Below are 16,249 nucleotides of genomic sequence, written 5' to 3'. Positions count from 1 at the left end.
ACATTACGCGTAAGACCGCTGCACCCTGCCTATAGCACGTTGACAGCATCCAGTACACCTACGCCACCATCCATTGCATTGTGCACATCCACACTTCCAACAGTAACAACATTACCCGCAGAGCCAACACTGACCACTGGCAAAGTTAGAACGCTACTGATGGGCATTTGTCTCTCTTTGCTCGCGGCACAACAAGGAGTCAACGCTTTACTACAAGCGGTAGGGGCACTTGCATCTTTGGTGGAGCCGGCACATTCTATTGGCGACGTTGGCCTCTCTCTGGGCAAAGCTTGTTGTGTACCAGCATCGGGACACTGTTGCAAATGCGACTGCCGGCAACCTGAGCCACTAGCCCCCGAAGAATCACCCATCCCAGCGGATGGTGGCGCTTGTAGTACCGGACCAGCACTGTAGTTTTCCTCAAAACGCCTGGCTCTCTCAGCAGACTTAGGTTGTCTACTTGTAGAACGACGTGAGCGACGGCTACTAGTCCTCTGAAGCCCAGAAGTACATGGAGTTGGCTCAAAAATTGCATCTCTACCAACCACAACGCCGGCAGCCACACTCCCTGTTGACGGGACATAATGTGAATCTGCCTGAGCCCTGTCAGCAGTCATCTCAGCGCTTTCAGAGCGGGGCGAAGATGTTCGTGAAACCTCGGTACTGGACTCAGACGATGACCCGTCACACCTCTCCTTCACGGTACATAGAATATCCTGCTGAGCGCTATTAACTATCCTCAATACGTGAGTGACGCTGTCCTTGAGACATAGCCTTTTGCTCTCTATAAGCTCGCGTTCTTTGAGGAGATCTGACTTAACGGATGCGCTGCTGGCAAACCGCTCGCATACACTTTCGAAGTGCACAACACCCAAACGGTCACCCTTCCTGGAGGAAGAAGCACTTTTCCTGCTAACAACAATACCTCTGCTATTCCTTGGAATCCATACGCTAAAAATATCTCCAGAAAATCTCTCGGATACGGGCATTTGCCTACCGGATACTGACATTTTCCCATCGGTACGTGCAATAGGCCTCCCCCACCTAGTAGCGCTGCTATCACGTAGCCACAGTACAGCAAATGTCATGTTCATTCCTATTACGCTATCCTCAATACTTTGAGGCACCACTAGCCTGGAGTCACCAGTAAGCTTTATCCTACTACTTAGCACTCTACTCGCCTCTAGCTCCACTCCGTCACCTATTATCTCACCACTGCACCCTTCTAGGATACCTAGGCATATCTTTCCCTTTTGCCTGATATACAGTGCACATCTTTTCGCTGCCTGAGCAGACAGCGACACACCCTCGTGCGGAACGTCTGCAACGACAACCTCTGCACTTTCTATACACCCAAAATTTGCCACACATCCTTCCTCCTCCCAACCGCTACCCTTTTTCAGAGGAAGATTGAATACAAATCTGCTAGCGCTTTTGACACCACCCACTTCGTGTGTGCAGCGCACTGTGTTTGTAAACCTAACTTTCTTCTCGGAAGGTCCAGCGCCTCTTTGCAAGGGCATACGCTTGCCTATGCGAATACAACCTCTCCTAAGGTGAGAAACCCTGATGTTACCGTATTCCCCCACTACCAAATGCACGTCATTCGCGCTGTAGGCGGCTACATTTCCCCCTTCTACGTAGATCATCCCCCGGTTTATAACGGGCACGTTAAGTTCAAGTTTGCCCGCTGGCACACCACCGCCTTCCTGGGTTTTATTTGTACTGTGCGCATATTGATTCCTCAGCATTAGGACTCTGCACGAGTTTAAAGCACTGTCAACACGAACGCTGCCAAGATCTTTAAGCACGATATTACAGGCGCGCATCTTGCACGCAACCAGGCTCGATACCCCGCTCACTTGTACCGCACTGAGCGCAATCTCAGCCCTAGGAAGAGATATCTCACCACCCTCGAGGAATATGCTGCTATCACACATATGCCTGATTTCCGCACCCGCATCCTGAAATATCTTGCTATTGCGTAAGAATATTGTACAGCCACTTACATCATAAGGTGTCTTAATTTGAGCAACGCTACCGGTGAGTCTAACGGTGTTATCCTCCCCAAACATCAATAGACCAGATAACTGCCCCGCCTCCACAGAAATATCGCAGTGAGCTGAGTGGATGTAAGAAGGAACCTGTGGCCGCCTATCTTCAGACTCCCGCACATTTCCAACAGAGAGCCGTGAGAGCCCGAAGATGCCCAGAATCCTCCTTAACAGACGTAATCCCCCACCAGGCTCTGAGTGCCCCTTAGGACTTTGCTCAACCCCATCAACTTTCTGACCGCATACCTTCAATCTGACATTATCGCAAAATACGTTACCTATGTTTACACCCCGAATAACGACCTCAGACTTGTCCACGGATCTCCCTTCCGCACACATCACACCAAGATTATTTCCCATAACTTTCAGGAGAAACTTGCCGCCTGACCGCGCGTGAACACGAACTCCAGGTTTTGTAGCAGCTTCAACTCGTGCTCCACCGCTAAACGAGGAATCGTGCCCCGACTCCACGACGTCCTCTTGTGGCTGCAACATGTAGACTTCTCCCATATTGCTTCCCCTAATTACGGTCATGCTTCCACAAGGCCTTACATGCATGAGCAGACAACCCACGTTGTTTCCGAGAATGGTGGCATTACAAAAACCCTCCACCTTCCCCTTAGCAGAGATGTTACGCGCAAAAATACTAGGTGGACTCTCTAGGGAATTGTGTTGTGCGGCAACAATGGTACCCGCGATGTCACCTAGAACCATAAGCTCCTCACCATATATAGTGAGCTCAGTATCTTGTGGAACAGCGCAACATATGCACACTTTGTGCACTACATTCTCAGGATTTCCAACTTCGTGCCTAGTGGTAGAAAAGCACAAAAGCACCTCCTCACACAACTCATCCGGTTCTGCACCCTTGATACCCGAAAACCTTTTTAGCACTTCGGTGATGCTTCCCGGATACTTAGCCACATCACCAGAATTTTGGTCTGATTGAGAGGTATGGACCGTCAGGTGCACGATGTCATGACGCAATCTTGGACAAGCAGCCATCAATGATGTAACTATTTCCTCACGCGGGTTACCACCTACACATCCCGTATGGTACGCTTCGTGAAAAAACTTTAGTACCCTACGTACCTCACGTTTTTCTGCTGAGAATAAACTTATCGTATCCGGAACACGGGCAATGGCTTTGCTCGTATCGGCACAAGCACCTATCTCGCTATTTACCTTTGCGCTGATAACGCTGTGGCACTTTTTGTAGCTTCTGAGCGCCCTGTTCATCACAGAAACCCCGTGTCCGTAATCAGTGTATGAAGTCAAATACTTCACAGCGGTTCTGAAACAGATGTTCTCTGTACTCCCGTCTCCGCACAGTGCTTTCAAATCGCGAATTGCAAACTCAATCCCACCCAATCTTTGACTGGCACCGGAGTCTTTCGCTCCCACAAAATTCATATCCAACCTCTAAAATCTCCCGTCACACAGAGCACGGCATATTCCCTATATCAGGTACACAAGGCAAATTTCACACTTAATCGGCTAATATTTAGATATATCCTAAATATCTAAACTACCTGGCACAAAATATAGGAAAACAAGCCACCACGCGCTGCCGAACACGTACAGCGCATCTTGTTGTGTAAAGATATACCTGATTTAACATAACAACTACGGAGGCTATCAGTTCTCCCGCCAGTAATCAAGAAAATATTAAATCTTAACATGCATGTATCCTACCTTATGGACATGCCACATATATGATTGAACAGGGCCAACATCGAAACATGGCTGCGCACACAAGACTCCCGTGTTTCACCGGATACGCTTGCCTTGGATATTTCGTATAAGAATTTGGGTTAGATTGGCGCAAACCCGGAGGAGGCGCTTTTGGCACTACGACAATGCACCTAGCAATCACTCATTTCTATGCACACAGCACCCAAACATGGGCTTGTCACGTAATCGCGGATTCGCTATATACCCAGGGGGTTTTTCTTTACTGTCGTATGCCTAGCTTTCTTATGGAAGACCAATTCAAGTCCGAGATGGTTGCGTCGGTTGTCGTTGGCGTGGATGAGGTCGGATACGGGGCAATAGCCGGCCCTGTTGTTGCGGCAGCAGTATATTTTACCAACAGGGAGCACGATTATATAGGCGATATCAAAGACTCCAAAATGCTATCCCCGAAGAAACGCGGTGAGCTCTTCAACAAGATCGCATCGCATGCCAAGTTCGGAGTTGGCTTCGCCAGCGTTGCCGAAATAGAGCAGCACAACATACTTGTAGCTTCGCATATATCAATGAGAAGGGCCCTGGAGAACTTAAATGTGGCGGTGGACCTTGTCTTGGTTGATGGCAGTAGAACACCAGACTTACCTTGGGCAACTAGAGCAATAGTCAAGGGTGACAGTATAAGCGCGTCAATAGCCGCGGCGTCAATAGTAGCCAAAGTCACACGTGATAGGTTTATGCAAACTCTGCATAAATTGCACCCGGAGTACGCCTGGGATAAGAACTGTGGCTACGGAACAAAGGCCCACATGCTATCGATAAAGCTTCATGGACGGACCGCGCATCACAGGAGCACGTTTGCCCCCATCAGACGACTCACCGCAGAACAGCAAGAAAGAAATCTCGCGTTTAGTACAGCTGAAGCCCTATCGATGGAAGCACCTCGAAGGCTAGTAGTCAACAACCCCCATGCCGCCGATTCCTAGATGCGCGTCGCCACCATTTCCTGAGGAGGCTTCACCTTCCGCAATCAACTTGTCTCCGAGGTCGCCCATAATTTCTCGCAATTCGCTATTGTAGTAAGTCAAGTAGTCGCTCTGATCAAGCATGGCCAGCTTCTTGACTTTATTCATTATGAATCCGGTACCAGCAGGTATCAGTCTACCGACTATAACATTCTCCTTGAGCCCATATAGAGGGTCTTCCTTTCCTGAAAAAGCAGCCTCGGTCAAGACCTTGGTAGTTTCCTGGAATGAAGCCGCAGAAATGAAAGAGTTAGTGTCCAGGCTCGCCTTAGTAATACCCTGAAGTATCGGCACATAGGCAACTGTCTTTTTCCCAGCATCTTCGAGCTTGCGGTTAAGCCTCATCACCTCTTCGCGTCCGGCGTGCTCACCCACCAGGTACATGGTATCACCAGGATCAGTTATCTCCACTTTTTGCAGCATTTGCCTGAGAATAACTTCTATGTGCTTGTTATCTATCCTAACACCCTGCAACCTGTACACCTGCTGTATCTCTGAGATCATATAGCCAGCTAGAGCCTCTGTACCCAAAACCCTCAGTATATCGTGCTGATCTGGGTCCCCATCCATGAGCAGGTCACCCTTATGCACAAAGTCACCCTCGTTCACTATGGTGTGCTTACCCTTAGGCACCAAATACTCCACAGGCGGCAGGCTCTTGTCCACAGGTCTTATGAATATGCGGCGCTTAGAGCGATAGTAATCCTTGCCAAACTCAACATAACCGTCAACGTCGCTAACAATTGCATGCTCCTTAGGGCGACGTGCCTCAAACAGCTCAATAACCCTGGGTAGCCCCCCCGTGATATCCCTGGTCTTAATAGATTCCCTTGGTATCCTGGTAATCACATCCCCAGCGTGCACCTTCTGCCCATCTTGAACGTTAAGCACCGCGCCTATAGGCACAAAGTAACTCGCCTCCAAATCGTTAGACAGAGTAGCTACATTGCCATCCTCATCCAGAAGCACAAGTCTTGGTCGCAGATTAGCCCCCTGCAGATGTAGCTTCCAGTCTATAACAACCCTATTTGATATACCCGTAGACTCGTCCAGGACCTCGTTTATCGACACCCCATATATCAGGTCTACGTACTTTATCGTCCCAGTTTTCTCGGTAATTATAGGTATAGTATAGGGGTCCCACTCGGCCATTTTCTCCATCATTTTGACCGACTGCCCATCAGAAACATAGAGTTTCGCCCCGTAAGGCACACTGTGCCTCATCTTCTCGTTACCAACACCATCAAGAAGCACCACCTCGCATGACCGACTCATCACTATCTGGTTGCCATACTTATCCGTGACCACATTGCTGTTCACGAGTTTCACCGTAGCATCCAAGACCGCTATCAGATTGGACACCTCTACGCCACGCATAGCGGTACCACCTACGTGGAACGTACGCATGGTCAGCTGAGTACCAGGCTCACCAACAGACTGTGCAGCTATTACACCCACAGCCTCACCTATAGACACCAAGTCTCCGACGGCAAGGTCCCTACCATAGCACAATGAGCATATCCCCTTCTTCGATTCACAAGTCAACGGCGACCGCACCTTCACGGCGTCAAGACCCGCTATTCTAGCCTTTTCGACTTTTCCTTCGTCTATCAGCTCACCCGCACTGAACAGCAGCTCCCCGGTCACGGGGTTGTAGGTGTCAACAGCAGCAACCCTACCGAGAACTACGCTATCAAGCGTTGCCACAACTGCACCGCCCTCAATCACCGCCCGAGCAACAACTCCACCCTTGGTCTTGCAGTCATGCTCAACAACCGTACAGTCCTGCGCTACATCAACAAGCCTACGAGTTAAATACCCGGAGTTTGCAGTCTTCAACGCAGTGTCAGCAAGCCCCTTGCGCGCACCGTGTGTGGAGTTAAAGTACTCAAACACGCTCAACCCCTCACGGAAATTTGAGATGATAGGAGTCTCAATAATCTCTCCAGAAGGTTTAGCCATCAACCCACGCATACCCGCAAGCTGCTTCATCTGAGACGCAGAACCTCTCGCACCAGAGTTTGCCATCATGTAAATAGAATTCAACTTCCCTTCTTCATCAGACAGAGATATAGCCTTCATCATGTCCCTAGCGATCAAATCGGTACACTTTGACCACTCGTCAACAACTTTGTTATAGCGCTCACTTTTAGTTATCAGTCCATCCTGATATTGGATGGAAAACTCCTTAATTTTCTCGCTGGCATTCTCCACGTGAGCGGCCTTGGTGGAGGGAATGATCATGTCCTTGCAGCCGAAAGAAATACCCGACTGAGAAGCATACCTGAAGCCCAGACACATAAGCTTGTCAGAAAATTCTACGGTCTCTTTCTGCCCACAGCTCCTGTACACTAAGTCAACGATGGATGTAATTTCCTTCACGGTCAGCACTTGGTTGACGAGATCAAACGTCAGATTTTTATGCTTAGGGAAGATCTGCCAGAGAATGAGCCTGCCGGGAGTCGTCTCAACGATCTCACTCACTGTGACCCCATCATCATTGGAATGTTGCATTCTGTACTTTATCTTGGATGAAGTATGCACCATTCCCTCGTACAGCGCGTACTCTACATGGCTGAACTCCCCAAAGACCATGACCTCCTCGTCATCCGTACTCGCCGTCTGCAGCGTAAGGTAGTATATACCAAGCACAATATCCTTCGATGGAACTATGATTGGCCTACCATTGGAGGGGCTGAGAATGTTATTCGTCGACATCATCAACACCCTAGCCTCAAGCTGTGCCTCGAGCGACAGAGGAACGTGCACCGCCATCTGATCTCCATCAAAGTCTGCGTTAAACGCGCTACACACGAGAGGATGCAGCTGTATAGCCTTACCCTCTATAAGCACCGGATCAAACGCCTGCAGACCAAGCCTATGCAAAGTCGGCGCTCTGTTTAACAATATCGGGTGCTCCCTTATAACCTCATCTAAAACATCCCAAACTTCGGGCTTCTCACTTTGAATCATTTTATTTGCAAGCTTCACGGTAGGAGCCACCCCATACATTTTGAGCTTGGAACAAATAAACGGCTTGAAGAGCTCTAGGGCCATCTTCTTAGGTAAACCACACTGATGCAACTTCAGCCCCGGGCCAACAACGATTACAGATCTTCCAGAATAGTCGACCCTTTTACCAAGTAGATTCTGCCTGAACCGCCCTTGCTTACCTTTCAGCATGTCACTCAGGGACTTTTTGTAACCCATGCTCCCAGCCCTACTGGAGACATAACTGCGCCTACTGCTATCAAAAAGCCCATCCACAGCCTCTTGCAGCATCCTCTTCTCATTGCGGATCATGATTGTGGGAGGATTGAGCTTCAGCAGCTTCTCCAACCTATTGTTACGGTTTATGATTGTCCTGTAGTGGTGATTCAGATCGGAAACCGCTGGTCTACCATTTTCCAAAGAAACCAAGGGTCTCAAGTCCGGGGGTAGTACAGGAATTACGGTCAATATCATCCATTCGGGTTTATTCCCAGAATTGATGAAATTCTCGATAATCCTCAGTCTTTTTACCACCTTCTTTCTTTTCATTTCAGAAGACGTGGACTCAAGCTCACTTCTCAGCCCAGACCTGATAGCCTGAAGGTCCAATCTGACCAGCAACTCCCTAATAGCCTCAGCTCCAGTTAGGGCGACAAAACCCTCCTCTCCATACGCATCACGAGCCTGGTTGTACACGCCCTCGCTGATCACCTCCCCCCTGGAAAAGGGAGTCGTCATGGGATCAATAACCACAAAGTCCCCGCTATAGAGGATGCTCTCAATAGATTTCAGGGGCATATCAAGCAACGCTCCTATGCGGGATGGTAGGGACTTTAAGAACCACACGTGCGCCACGGGGGAGACCAGCTCTATGCGCCCCATCCTCTCCCGCCTCACCTTGGAGGAAGTAACCTCGACGCCGCACTTCTCGCACACTATACCCCTGTATCGCTTTTTCCTGTACTTACCACAAAGACACTCGTCATCGTTCACAGGGCCAAAAATCTTAGGACAGAAAAGGCCACCTTTTTCCACCTTAAATGTGCGATAGTTGGTAGTGGAAATATCCTTAATCTCCCCGTAGGACATCGCCCTAATACTCTCAGGGCTAGCAATGGATATGCAAATCTTATCGAATGACTGCGCTATACTCGTATAGCCGTACAAATCCAGCATTTTCATAATATAAATCCCTACTCCACTTCGCCACTAGTAAACTCTTTATCCTGCTTAAGCACAACGTTAAGACACAGGGACCGGAGCTCCTTGACCATAACGTTGAATGACTCAGGAATACCGCACTCAAAGTTGCTATCACCCTTGATTATGGACTCGTAAATCTTCACACGACCCACAATGTCGTCAGACTTCACTGTGAGCATCTCCTGCAAAGTATAGGCCGCACCATACGCCTGAAGAGCCCAACATTCCATTTCACCAAATCTCTGTCCACCAAAGTGCGACTTACCACCAAGAGGTTGCTGCGTTACCAAGCCGTACGGACCCACAGACCTGGCATGTATCTTGTCATCAACCAAGTGATGCAACTTCAGCATGTATATGTATCCGACGGTGACTTTCCTATCAAACTTCTGCCCCAGCCTTCCATCATACAGATCCACCTGCCCTGACGGATCAACCTCCGCAAGCTCCAGTAACTTGGAAATCTGCGCATCTTTCGGGCCCTCAAATACCGGAGCCGCCATGGGCACGCCCTTTCTTAATCTGTTAGCAAAGACCAACAAAGCTTCATCGGACATGGAATCTATGTCACCCTTCAGCTTCTGCCCATCATAGACCTTACCCAAAAACTCCCTAAGATTTGCAATTACGGATGGCCCCCCCTTGTCGAGTATCCTGCCCACCTTCTTGCCTAGATTCACGGAAGCCCAACCCAAATGGGTTTCCAGAATCTGCCCGATATTCATGCGCGAAGGAACACCAAGGGAGTTTAGAATGATATCCACCGGAGTCCCATCCTCCAAGTGAGGCATATCTTCCGCGGGAACAATTCTCGATATAACACCCTTGTTCCCGTGCCTACCCGCCATTTTGTCTCCAGGCTGCAGGTTATGCTTAACCGCCACGAAAACTTTGACTATGGTCAACACACCTTGAGGCAGATCGTACCCGTAATTCAGTTTGTTTACCTTCTGCTCGAACTTATGGTGCGCCTCACCCACAATCGAGTCAAACTTCTCCTTCATATCCTTGACCTTGTCGGCCACCTTTGAGTCGGCAAGCCCGGTGTTCCACAAAGTCTGACTGGGCGCCTCAGCAAAAAAGCTATCAAGGTCGCTATAGTCCTTGACCTTCACCCCAGCACTGCGGAAAAGACTTTTTAGCTCATCGTGGAAATACTCACTCACGACATCGATTTCATAGTCCCTCTCCTTAACAAAGTTGCTGATCTCACTTTGTTTGATGAGCAGCGACCTATCGTTTTCCTCGACTCCTCTTCTCACAAACACATGAACGTCTATCACGGTCCCTTCAACATCAGGGGGCAGGTAAAGCGAGGAATCCACGCAGTCAAAAACCTTCTCACCAAAAATGGTTACAAGAAGCTTGGTCTCGGGAGGAAGAGACACAGGCGGCCTGGGGGTAACCTTACCCACTAAAATGCTACTAGCGGAAACTTCCGCACCTATGTTCACAATTCCTACGTCGTCAAGGTGACTTAGGCTTTCCTCATTTACATCGGGCACAGATCTCATTATCTTCTCGGGACCCAATGGGGTGTCTCTCACAACACACTCAAACTCCTCTATGTGTATGGAGGTAAACACGTCTCGCCTGACCACATCACTTGAGATTACGATCGAGTCTTCGAAGTTATAGCCCTGCCAAGACATAAAGGCCACAAGCACGTTCTTGCCGAGTGCTAACTCCCCTCTATCGATCGCGGAACCATCGGCTATAACGTCATTGGCCTTTACACGATCCCCAAGCCTAACTACAGGCCGCTGATTTATACACGTGTTGTGATTAGAGCGCTGGAACTTCCTGAGCTTGTAAATATCGACACCCAGACATTCATCCTTGTCGGCATCAAAGGCCCGGATCACCACGTAAGACCCGTCAACCCTGTGGACTATGCCGTCACGCTTTGCCAACACAACCGCACCAGATCCTGCAGCAACCACAGATTCCATACCGGTTCCAACCAGGGGAGCCTCCGCTTTTAGCAAGGGCACGGCCTGACGCTGCATGTTCGAACCCATCAGGGCACGGTTCGCGTCGTTGTTTTCCAAAAACGGGATCAGAGAAGCAGCGACTGACACTATCTGCTTTGGAGAAACATCAACATAGTCAACGTCTTCGCTCTTAACCATAACGAAGTTGCCGCCATGCCTACAGTAGAGCATGTCATCTACAAAACGATTATTCTCATCTATGGCTGCTCCAGCATCAGCTATGTAGTAATCCCCCTCTTGCATCGCCAACAGGTATTCCACTTTATCCGTCACCACCCTGTTCTCAACTTTCCTGTAGGGGCTCTCTATAAATCCATACTTGTTAATTTTGGCGTATATAGCCAGGCTACTTATCAAACCAATATTTTGGCCTTCCGGTGTTTCTATCGGGCATATCCTGCCGTAGTGCGTGGGGTGTACATCACGCACTTCAAACCCAGCTCTCTCCCTGGTAAGTCCACCAGGCCCCAGCGCAGACAGCCTGCGCTTATGCGTAACTTCAGACAAAGGATTAGTTTGGTCCATAAACTGGGACAGCTGCGAAGAACTAAAAAAGTCCTTTAGCACAGTGGCTAGCACCTTGGGGTTCACAAAGTCACAAGGCATCGCATTGTCAAAGTTTACCGACGACATGTAATCCATAATCATGCGTTCCAAACGCAGTATTCCTATCCTGAATTGATTCTCAATAAACTCCCCTACGGACCGCACTCTCCTGTTACCGAGGTGGTCTATATCATCAACAACACCCTCGCCATCGCGCAGCAGAACAAGCTTCTTTACCACGTGCACTATGTCTTCTTTGGTGAGCACTGTAAGATTCTCATCTATATCAAGGCCCAGATGGCTATTCAGCTTTATTCTACCAACAACTGACAGATCATACTTTTCGGATTCAAAAAACAGCCCGTTGAAAAAGGACTTAACGGCATCGAGATTTGGAGACTCCCCTGAACGAAGCACTCTATAGATTTCAAACAACGCATCTTCCTGGGTCATATTCTTATCCAGGAACAGCGTGTTCAGCACATACGGACCAACTGTAAGAAAATCTATGTTCAAAAACGCAATTTCGTTTATATCGAAAAGCTCCAGCTTTACTATGTGCTCAGAAGTTATGGTCTCACCAGCAGTTATGATAACAGAGCCGCTACCCGGATCCACAAGATCGGTCGCCACGAACATCCCAGCGATGCCAGAAAACGGAACTAAGTACTCTTTCAGGCCATCAGCCTGCAACTTCTTAGCAATCCTAAGGGTGATCCTTGTGTTAGCTTCCACAAGCACGTTGCCATCAACATCCATTAGATCGTAAGGAAGGCGCACACCCTTAAAACGCTCAACAATAAATGGCACTCTCCAGCCCTTATCGCCGCACTTAGCGTAAAGCACCTTATCATAGAAGGCATCGAGGATTTCGTTGTTAGACATCCCCAGAGCCTTAAGCAAATAAGAGACCGGGAGCTTCCTTTTCTTGTCTATGCGAAAATAAATTATGTCTTTTATGTCAAACTCGAAATCGAGCCACGAGCCCCTATAGGGTATAACACGAGCCGAATAGATCAGCTTACCCGAGCTATAAGTCTTACCCTTATCACTGTCAAAAAAGACCCCAGGGGACCTATGCATCTGGGAAACTATGACCCGTTCTATACCATTAATGATGAAAGTTCCGTACGAGGTCATCATCGGCAAATCACCGATAGACACCTCCTGTTCTTTCATGTACTTGACGCTGCGCTCCATAGTGCCTTCGTCAACTACGTATTTGACCTCCTTGAAGGACACTTCCTGCACTTTCCACACAATAAAGCGCAGAGTGATGCGTATGGGCACCGAGAAGGTAATACCACGCTTAATGCACTCATACTCGCCGTATTGTGGTTCACCTATGTTGTAGTCCACAAACTCCAAAACCGCCCTACCAAGGAGATCCCGAATAGGAAACATGGATTGAAAGATGCTCTGTATACCGCTGCTCCCGGCTCTATCTATGCCGATAAACGCGTCATAAGAATCCCTCTGTATTCTTATGAGATCTGTCAAAGAGTCGCGAATGTCTATGGACTTCGCGTAAGAGAGCCTAGGAACAGCATCAAAATCATTCAGCACATACCCGGGACTAGAAGAAGAACCACCCGCAGAAGACATCAATTCCCTCAAAAACCACAAAAAGAAAATCCAAGACTACTTGATGCTCACTGTAGCTCCAGCATCCTCGAGCTTCTTCTTGACCTCTTCGGCCTCAGCCTTTTTATACTTTTTACCTTCAATCAACTCCCTCTGACCTTCTTGCTCAACAAAATCCTTCGCTTCCTTCAGACCCAAGGTGGTACACTCCCTAACTGCCTTGATGACTGCGATCTTCTTCTCTGGAGCGTATCCATCAAACATCACGACAAACTCTGTCTGCTCTGCCCCTCCAGAGTCCCCTGCACCCTGGTCTGCACCCCCAGCCGTAGGCATAGCAGTTAGCAATCCACCCTTAGGAAACCCTAGCTTATCCTCTATCTTCTCCACCAAAGCGGCAGCACTGCACAAGTCGAGACCGCAAATCTGCTCGACGAGAGAGTCTAAATCAACACTACTCATAACAAAACCCCTACAAAACTACACCCACTCACAGGAAGTTCGAAAGCATGGTACGGAAACACCCAGTCCATCCCTTCCCTGACGGGCCCTACACAACACGCACACCCAGTACACAACTATAGGCAGCACAAAATTCTCACACACTAGCTTCACCCTTACCGATAGCCCTCAAGCAGTTGGCCAACCTGACCGGGACTCCGTAGGCTATAAGGCCCATTATCCTCATATGTAGCTCCCGCAACGAAGGCAAATTGGAAAAAAATACAATTCTATCTGCGGGCAGCACCTGCCCCCCATCATATGCGCACACTAAGGTGACTTTATCGGAAGCGGATTTCATAAACTTGTGCACGATCTTGGATACTGTCACTATATCCTCAGAGTAGGCCACAAATACAGCCTCACGAAATTTATCCTCCAGTTCCCCTGCCTTACCAACCTGCTTCAGCGCAACACGGGCAATGCTATTCTTCATCACAGTAACCCCGCACCCTTGGGCCTTTAGCTCCTTTCTTAGCATGACAAAATCCCCAGCGGTCATGGACCGAAAGTTCGCAAGCACAAAGCTACCGAACTTCGTGAACACATCCTCGATCTTACCCAAGTGCCTCTCTTTATTTACGCGCTTCACCCCAAACCTCAATTCCATTCATACGCAAAAACCGGACTACCCCACGCCAGCTATCCTAAAAGACCTGCCCATAGTAGAATTCACAAAAACCCCCTTGAAGTAGGAGCCCTTAACAGTGGACGGCTTCAGGTTTTGCAAAGCGACAACCACAGCATTAAAGTTCTCTAGCAGATCCTCAGGAGCAAAGCTCACATCCCCGATCTTGACATGAACAATGCCGTACCGATCAGACTTAAGCCTCACCTGACCGGACTTTATTACACCGAGAATTTCTGCAATCTCAAGCGTCACAGTACCAAACTTGGGGTTGGGCATCAGCCCCCTTGGACCCAGAATCTTCGCAATAGCAGAAATCTTCGACATAAAATCGGGAGTGGCAACACACCAATCCACGTCCAGCTTGCCCCCCTTCTTGATTTCCTCTATCAGCTCCTCGTCCCCAACAACGTCAGCACCCGCATCCAAGGCCTGCTTCGCATGCTCACCTTTTGCAAAAACCGCAACTTTTACTTCTCTGCCAAGACCTTTGGGCAGAACCGCCACACCGCGAACCGACTCCCCAGATTTAGAGTCAGCCACGCTCAATTTTATGGCAACATCGACAGACTCACGGAACTTAGCCCGAGAGGACTTCAAAAGCTCACGAATCCCCTCCTCAGCGCTGTAAGAACCACGTTCACCAGACATAATAGATGCAACCCCCAAAATCACTCCTCAACCGCGATGCCCATGGACTTCGCTGTACCAACAACCATTCTGACCGCGGCTTCTATGCTATCAGCACTCATATCAACGATTTTCCGCTCAGCAATCCTAACAACCTCTGACATCTTAACACTCGCACAGCTCTCCTTGCCCGGACTGGAAGACCCCTTTGTAAGCCCGGCAGCTTTCTTCAACAAAAAAGACACCGGTGAGTCACTAATAGAAAATCCGTAGCTATTGTCAGCATAAACACTAATTCTAGCAGTGACTAGATCTCCAACCTCATAGGGAGTGCCCTGTGCGCTCGTGGCCTCGTTAAACTCCTTGCAAAATTTCGGCATAGGAATACCACGCGGACCCAGCACAGAGGCAACCTTAGGGCCGGGCGCAGCCTTCCCAGCTTCAATAACTAAATTTATCCTAGAAAGCAACGCAGCACCAGCCATGAATTACTCCTCCACCTTTTGTATGCTACTCAACTTGAATTCTATTTTTGTGAGCCTGCCAAATATCATTACACTGATCCCCGCAACTTTTTTGTCTTCGTTCACGTACTCCACTCTACCATTAAAATCCTGAAACAGCCCGTCGTTTATGACTACTTCATCACCTACCTCAAAGCTACAAGCCTCGGGGCCAGCTTCACTGGTAACAGCCTTGTTCATACTACTACGCATCGCTTCCATCTCGGACGACGGCACAACTTTAGGCACCCCAGCATCGTCCAGAAGAAAATTCGACACCTTAGGAACCTTACGCACGAAATTCAAGGAGTCGTCACTCAGCTTCATACACAAAAACACATACCCAGGCGATAGCTTTCTGCGCATAGCAACCTTTTTGTTGTACTTGATCTTGGTAACCTCCTCATACGGGATGAAAACCTCGCTAAAGACACCAGACATACCCAACTGCTGGGATCTCTCAAGAATCATCTGAGCAACTTTCTCTTCGCTTCCAGAAGAAACCTGAACTATGTACCACTCGTGCCCACTACAATCATGCTGCATAAACGACTCCTAGCACCATTTTAACAAGCCTCAAGAATACAAAATCCACACAACTAAACACAACCGACGAGGCAATCACAGTCAGCAACACTATCAACAAAAAAACAAAGACCTCTCTCCTAGAGGCCCATGAGATCTGCGATACTTCCTGCTTGACGTCACACAAAAATCTAGCAAAGCTGCCAATCATATCCAAAATACTCACCAACTCGTGGCAGGAGTGATAGGAATCGAACCCATATCCTCAGTTTTGGAGACTGATACTCTACCATTGAGCTACACTCCCAGTTATACGCACTCACCACTACTCCAAAATCTCAGTTATGATGCCCGAGCCGACAGTTCTACCACCCTC

At 48.7% G+C, this 16,249-nt stretch carries 10 protein-coding genes and 1 tRNA gene; 1 reads left to right on the top strand and 10 read right to left on the bottom strand.

Going from position 1 to position 16,249, the window contains the following annotated elements; translation table 11 throughout:
* Positions 1 to 29 precede the first annotated feature (29 nt).
* The gene (locus tag OC187_RS02410; protein WP_263008559.1) at positions 30 to 3,467 is read right to left on the bottom strand and encodes a hypothetical protein; all 3,438 of its coding nucleotides are present in this window, start codon (positions 3,465 to 3,467) and stop codon (positions 30 to 32) included.
* A gap of 551 nt (positions 3,468 to 4,018) precedes the next feature.
* Here OC187_RS02410 and OC187_RS02405 point away from each other — a divergent pair.
* A complete protein-coding gene (locus tag OC187_RS02405; RefSeq protein ID WP_262997716.1) occupies positions 4,019 to 4,729 on the top strand; it encodes a ribonuclease HII in 711 nt (236 codons plus the stop codon).
* Here OC187_RS02405 and rpoC read toward each other — a convergent pair.
* The 9 genes from rpoC to OC187_RS02360 all read right to left on the bottom strand — a co-directional run bounded on the left by rpoC (position 4,694) and on the right by OC187_RS02360 (position 16,180).
* A complete protein-coding gene (rpoC, locus tag OC187_RS02400) occupies positions 4,694 to 8,941 on the bottom strand; it encodes a DNA-directed RNA polymerase subunit beta' (protein ID WP_263008558.1) in 4,248 nt (1,415 codons plus the stop codon). The genes OC187_RS02405 and rpoC overlap by 36 nt on opposite strands.
* 11 nt (positions 8,942 to 8,952) lie before the next feature.
* On the bottom strand, positions 8,953 to 13,107 hold the full coding sequence (gene rpoB / locus OC187_RS02395) for a DNA-directed RNA polymerase subunit beta (RefSeq protein ID WP_262997869.1): 4,155 nt from the start codon (positions 13,105 to 13,107) through the stop codon (positions 8,953 to 8,955).
* 36 nt (positions 13,108 to 13,143) lie between these two features.
* Entirely contained in the window at positions 13,144 to 13,548 is a 405-nt protein-coding gene (gene rplL, locus OC187_RS02390) for a 50S ribosomal protein L7/L12 (protein WP_262997714.1), read from the bottom strand.
* Between the two features lie 136 nt (positions 13,549 to 13,684).
* Positions 13,685 to 14,179 carry a 50S ribosomal protein L10 gene (gene rplJ / locus OC187_RS02385; RefSeq protein WP_262997868.1) on the bottom strand — a complete coding sequence of 165 codons (495 nt, stop codon included), beginning with the start codon at positions 14,177 to 14,179 and terminating at the stop codon, positions 13,685 to 13,687.
* A 36-nt stretch (positions 14,180 to 14,215) separates the two neighbouring features.
* Positions 14,216 to 14,866 carry a 50S ribosomal protein L1 gene (gene rplA, locus OC187_RS02380; protein WP_262997713.1) on the bottom strand — a complete coding sequence of 217 codons (651 nt, stop codon included), beginning with the start codon at positions 14,864 to 14,866 and terminating at the stop codon, positions 14,216 to 14,218.
* Between the two features lie 20 nt (positions 14,867 to 14,886).
* The gene (gene rplK, locus OC187_RS02375; RefSeq protein WP_262997712.1) at positions 14,887 to 15,330 is read right to left on the bottom strand and encodes a 50S ribosomal protein L11; all 444 of its coding nucleotides are present in this window, start codon (positions 15,328 to 15,330) and stop codon (positions 14,887 to 14,889) included.
* Between the two features lie 3 nt (positions 15,331 to 15,333).
* Complete coding sequence (nusG, locus tag OC187_RS02370; protein WP_262997711.1) at positions 15,334 to 15,894, bottom strand: transcription termination/antitermination protein NusG; 561 nt, start codon at positions 15,892 to 15,894, stop codon at positions 15,334 to 15,336.
* Complete coding sequence (gene secE / locus OC187_RS02365) at positions 15,884 to 16,084, bottom strand: preprotein translocase subunit SecE (protein ID WP_263008557.1); 201 nt, start codon at positions 16,082 to 16,084, stop codon at positions 15,884 to 15,886. The genes nusG and secE overlap by 11 nt, the downstream gene beginning before the upstream one ends.
* Before the next feature lie 22 nt (positions 16,085 to 16,106).
* A tRNA-Trp gene (locus tag OC187_RS02360) sits at positions 16,107 to 16,180 on the bottom strand.
* Positions 16,181 to 16,249: the final 69 nt, after the last annotated feature.

Source organism: Anaplasma capra (assembly GCF_025628805.1).
GTDB lineage: Bacteria > Pseudomonadota > Alphaproteobacteria > Rickettsiales > Anaplasmataceae > Anaplasma > Anaplasma capra.
This window is presented reverse-complemented; position numbering and strand designations above follow the sequence as displayed.

What these genes read in the sequence shown, in the direction of transcription:
- OC187_RS02410 (WP_263008559.1), bottom strand. Translation starts at nt 3,467, where the DNA reads ATGAATTTTGTGGGAGCGAAAGACTCCGGTGCCAGTCAAAGATTGGGT.
- nusG (WP_262997711.1), bottom strand. Translation starts at nt 15,894, where the DNA reads ATGCAGCATGATTGTAGTGGGCACGAGTGGTACATAGTTCAGGTTTCT.
- rplA (WP_262997713.1), bottom strand. Translation starts at nt 14,866, where the DNA reads ATGTCTGGTGAACGTGGTTCTTACAGCGCTGAGGAGGGGATTCGTGAG.
- rplL (WP_262997714.1), bottom strand. Translation starts at nt 13,548, where the DNA reads ATGAGTAGTGTTGATTTAGACTCTCTCGTCGAGCAGATTTGCGGTCTC.
- rpoC (WP_263008558.1), bottom strand. Translation starts at nt 8,941, where the DNA reads ATGAAAATGCTGGATTTGTACGGCTATACGAGTATAGCGCAGTCATTC.
- rpoB (WP_262997869.1), bottom strand. Translation starts at nt 13,107, where the DNA reads ATGTCTTCTGCGGGTGGTTCTTCTTCTAGTCCCGGGTATGTGCTGAAT.
- rplK (WP_262997712.1), bottom strand. Translation starts at nt 15,330, where the DNA reads ATGGCTGGTGCTGCGTTGCTTTCTAGGATAAATTTAGTTATTGAAGCT.
- OC187_RS02405 (WP_262997716.1), top strand. Translation starts at nt 4,019, where the DNA reads ATGCCTAGCTTTCTTATGGAAGACCAATTCAAGTCCGAGATGGTTGCG.
- secE (WP_263008557.1), bottom strand. Translation starts at nt 16,084, where the DNA reads ATGATTGGCAGCTTTGCTAGATTTTTGTGTGACGTCAAGCAGGAAGTA.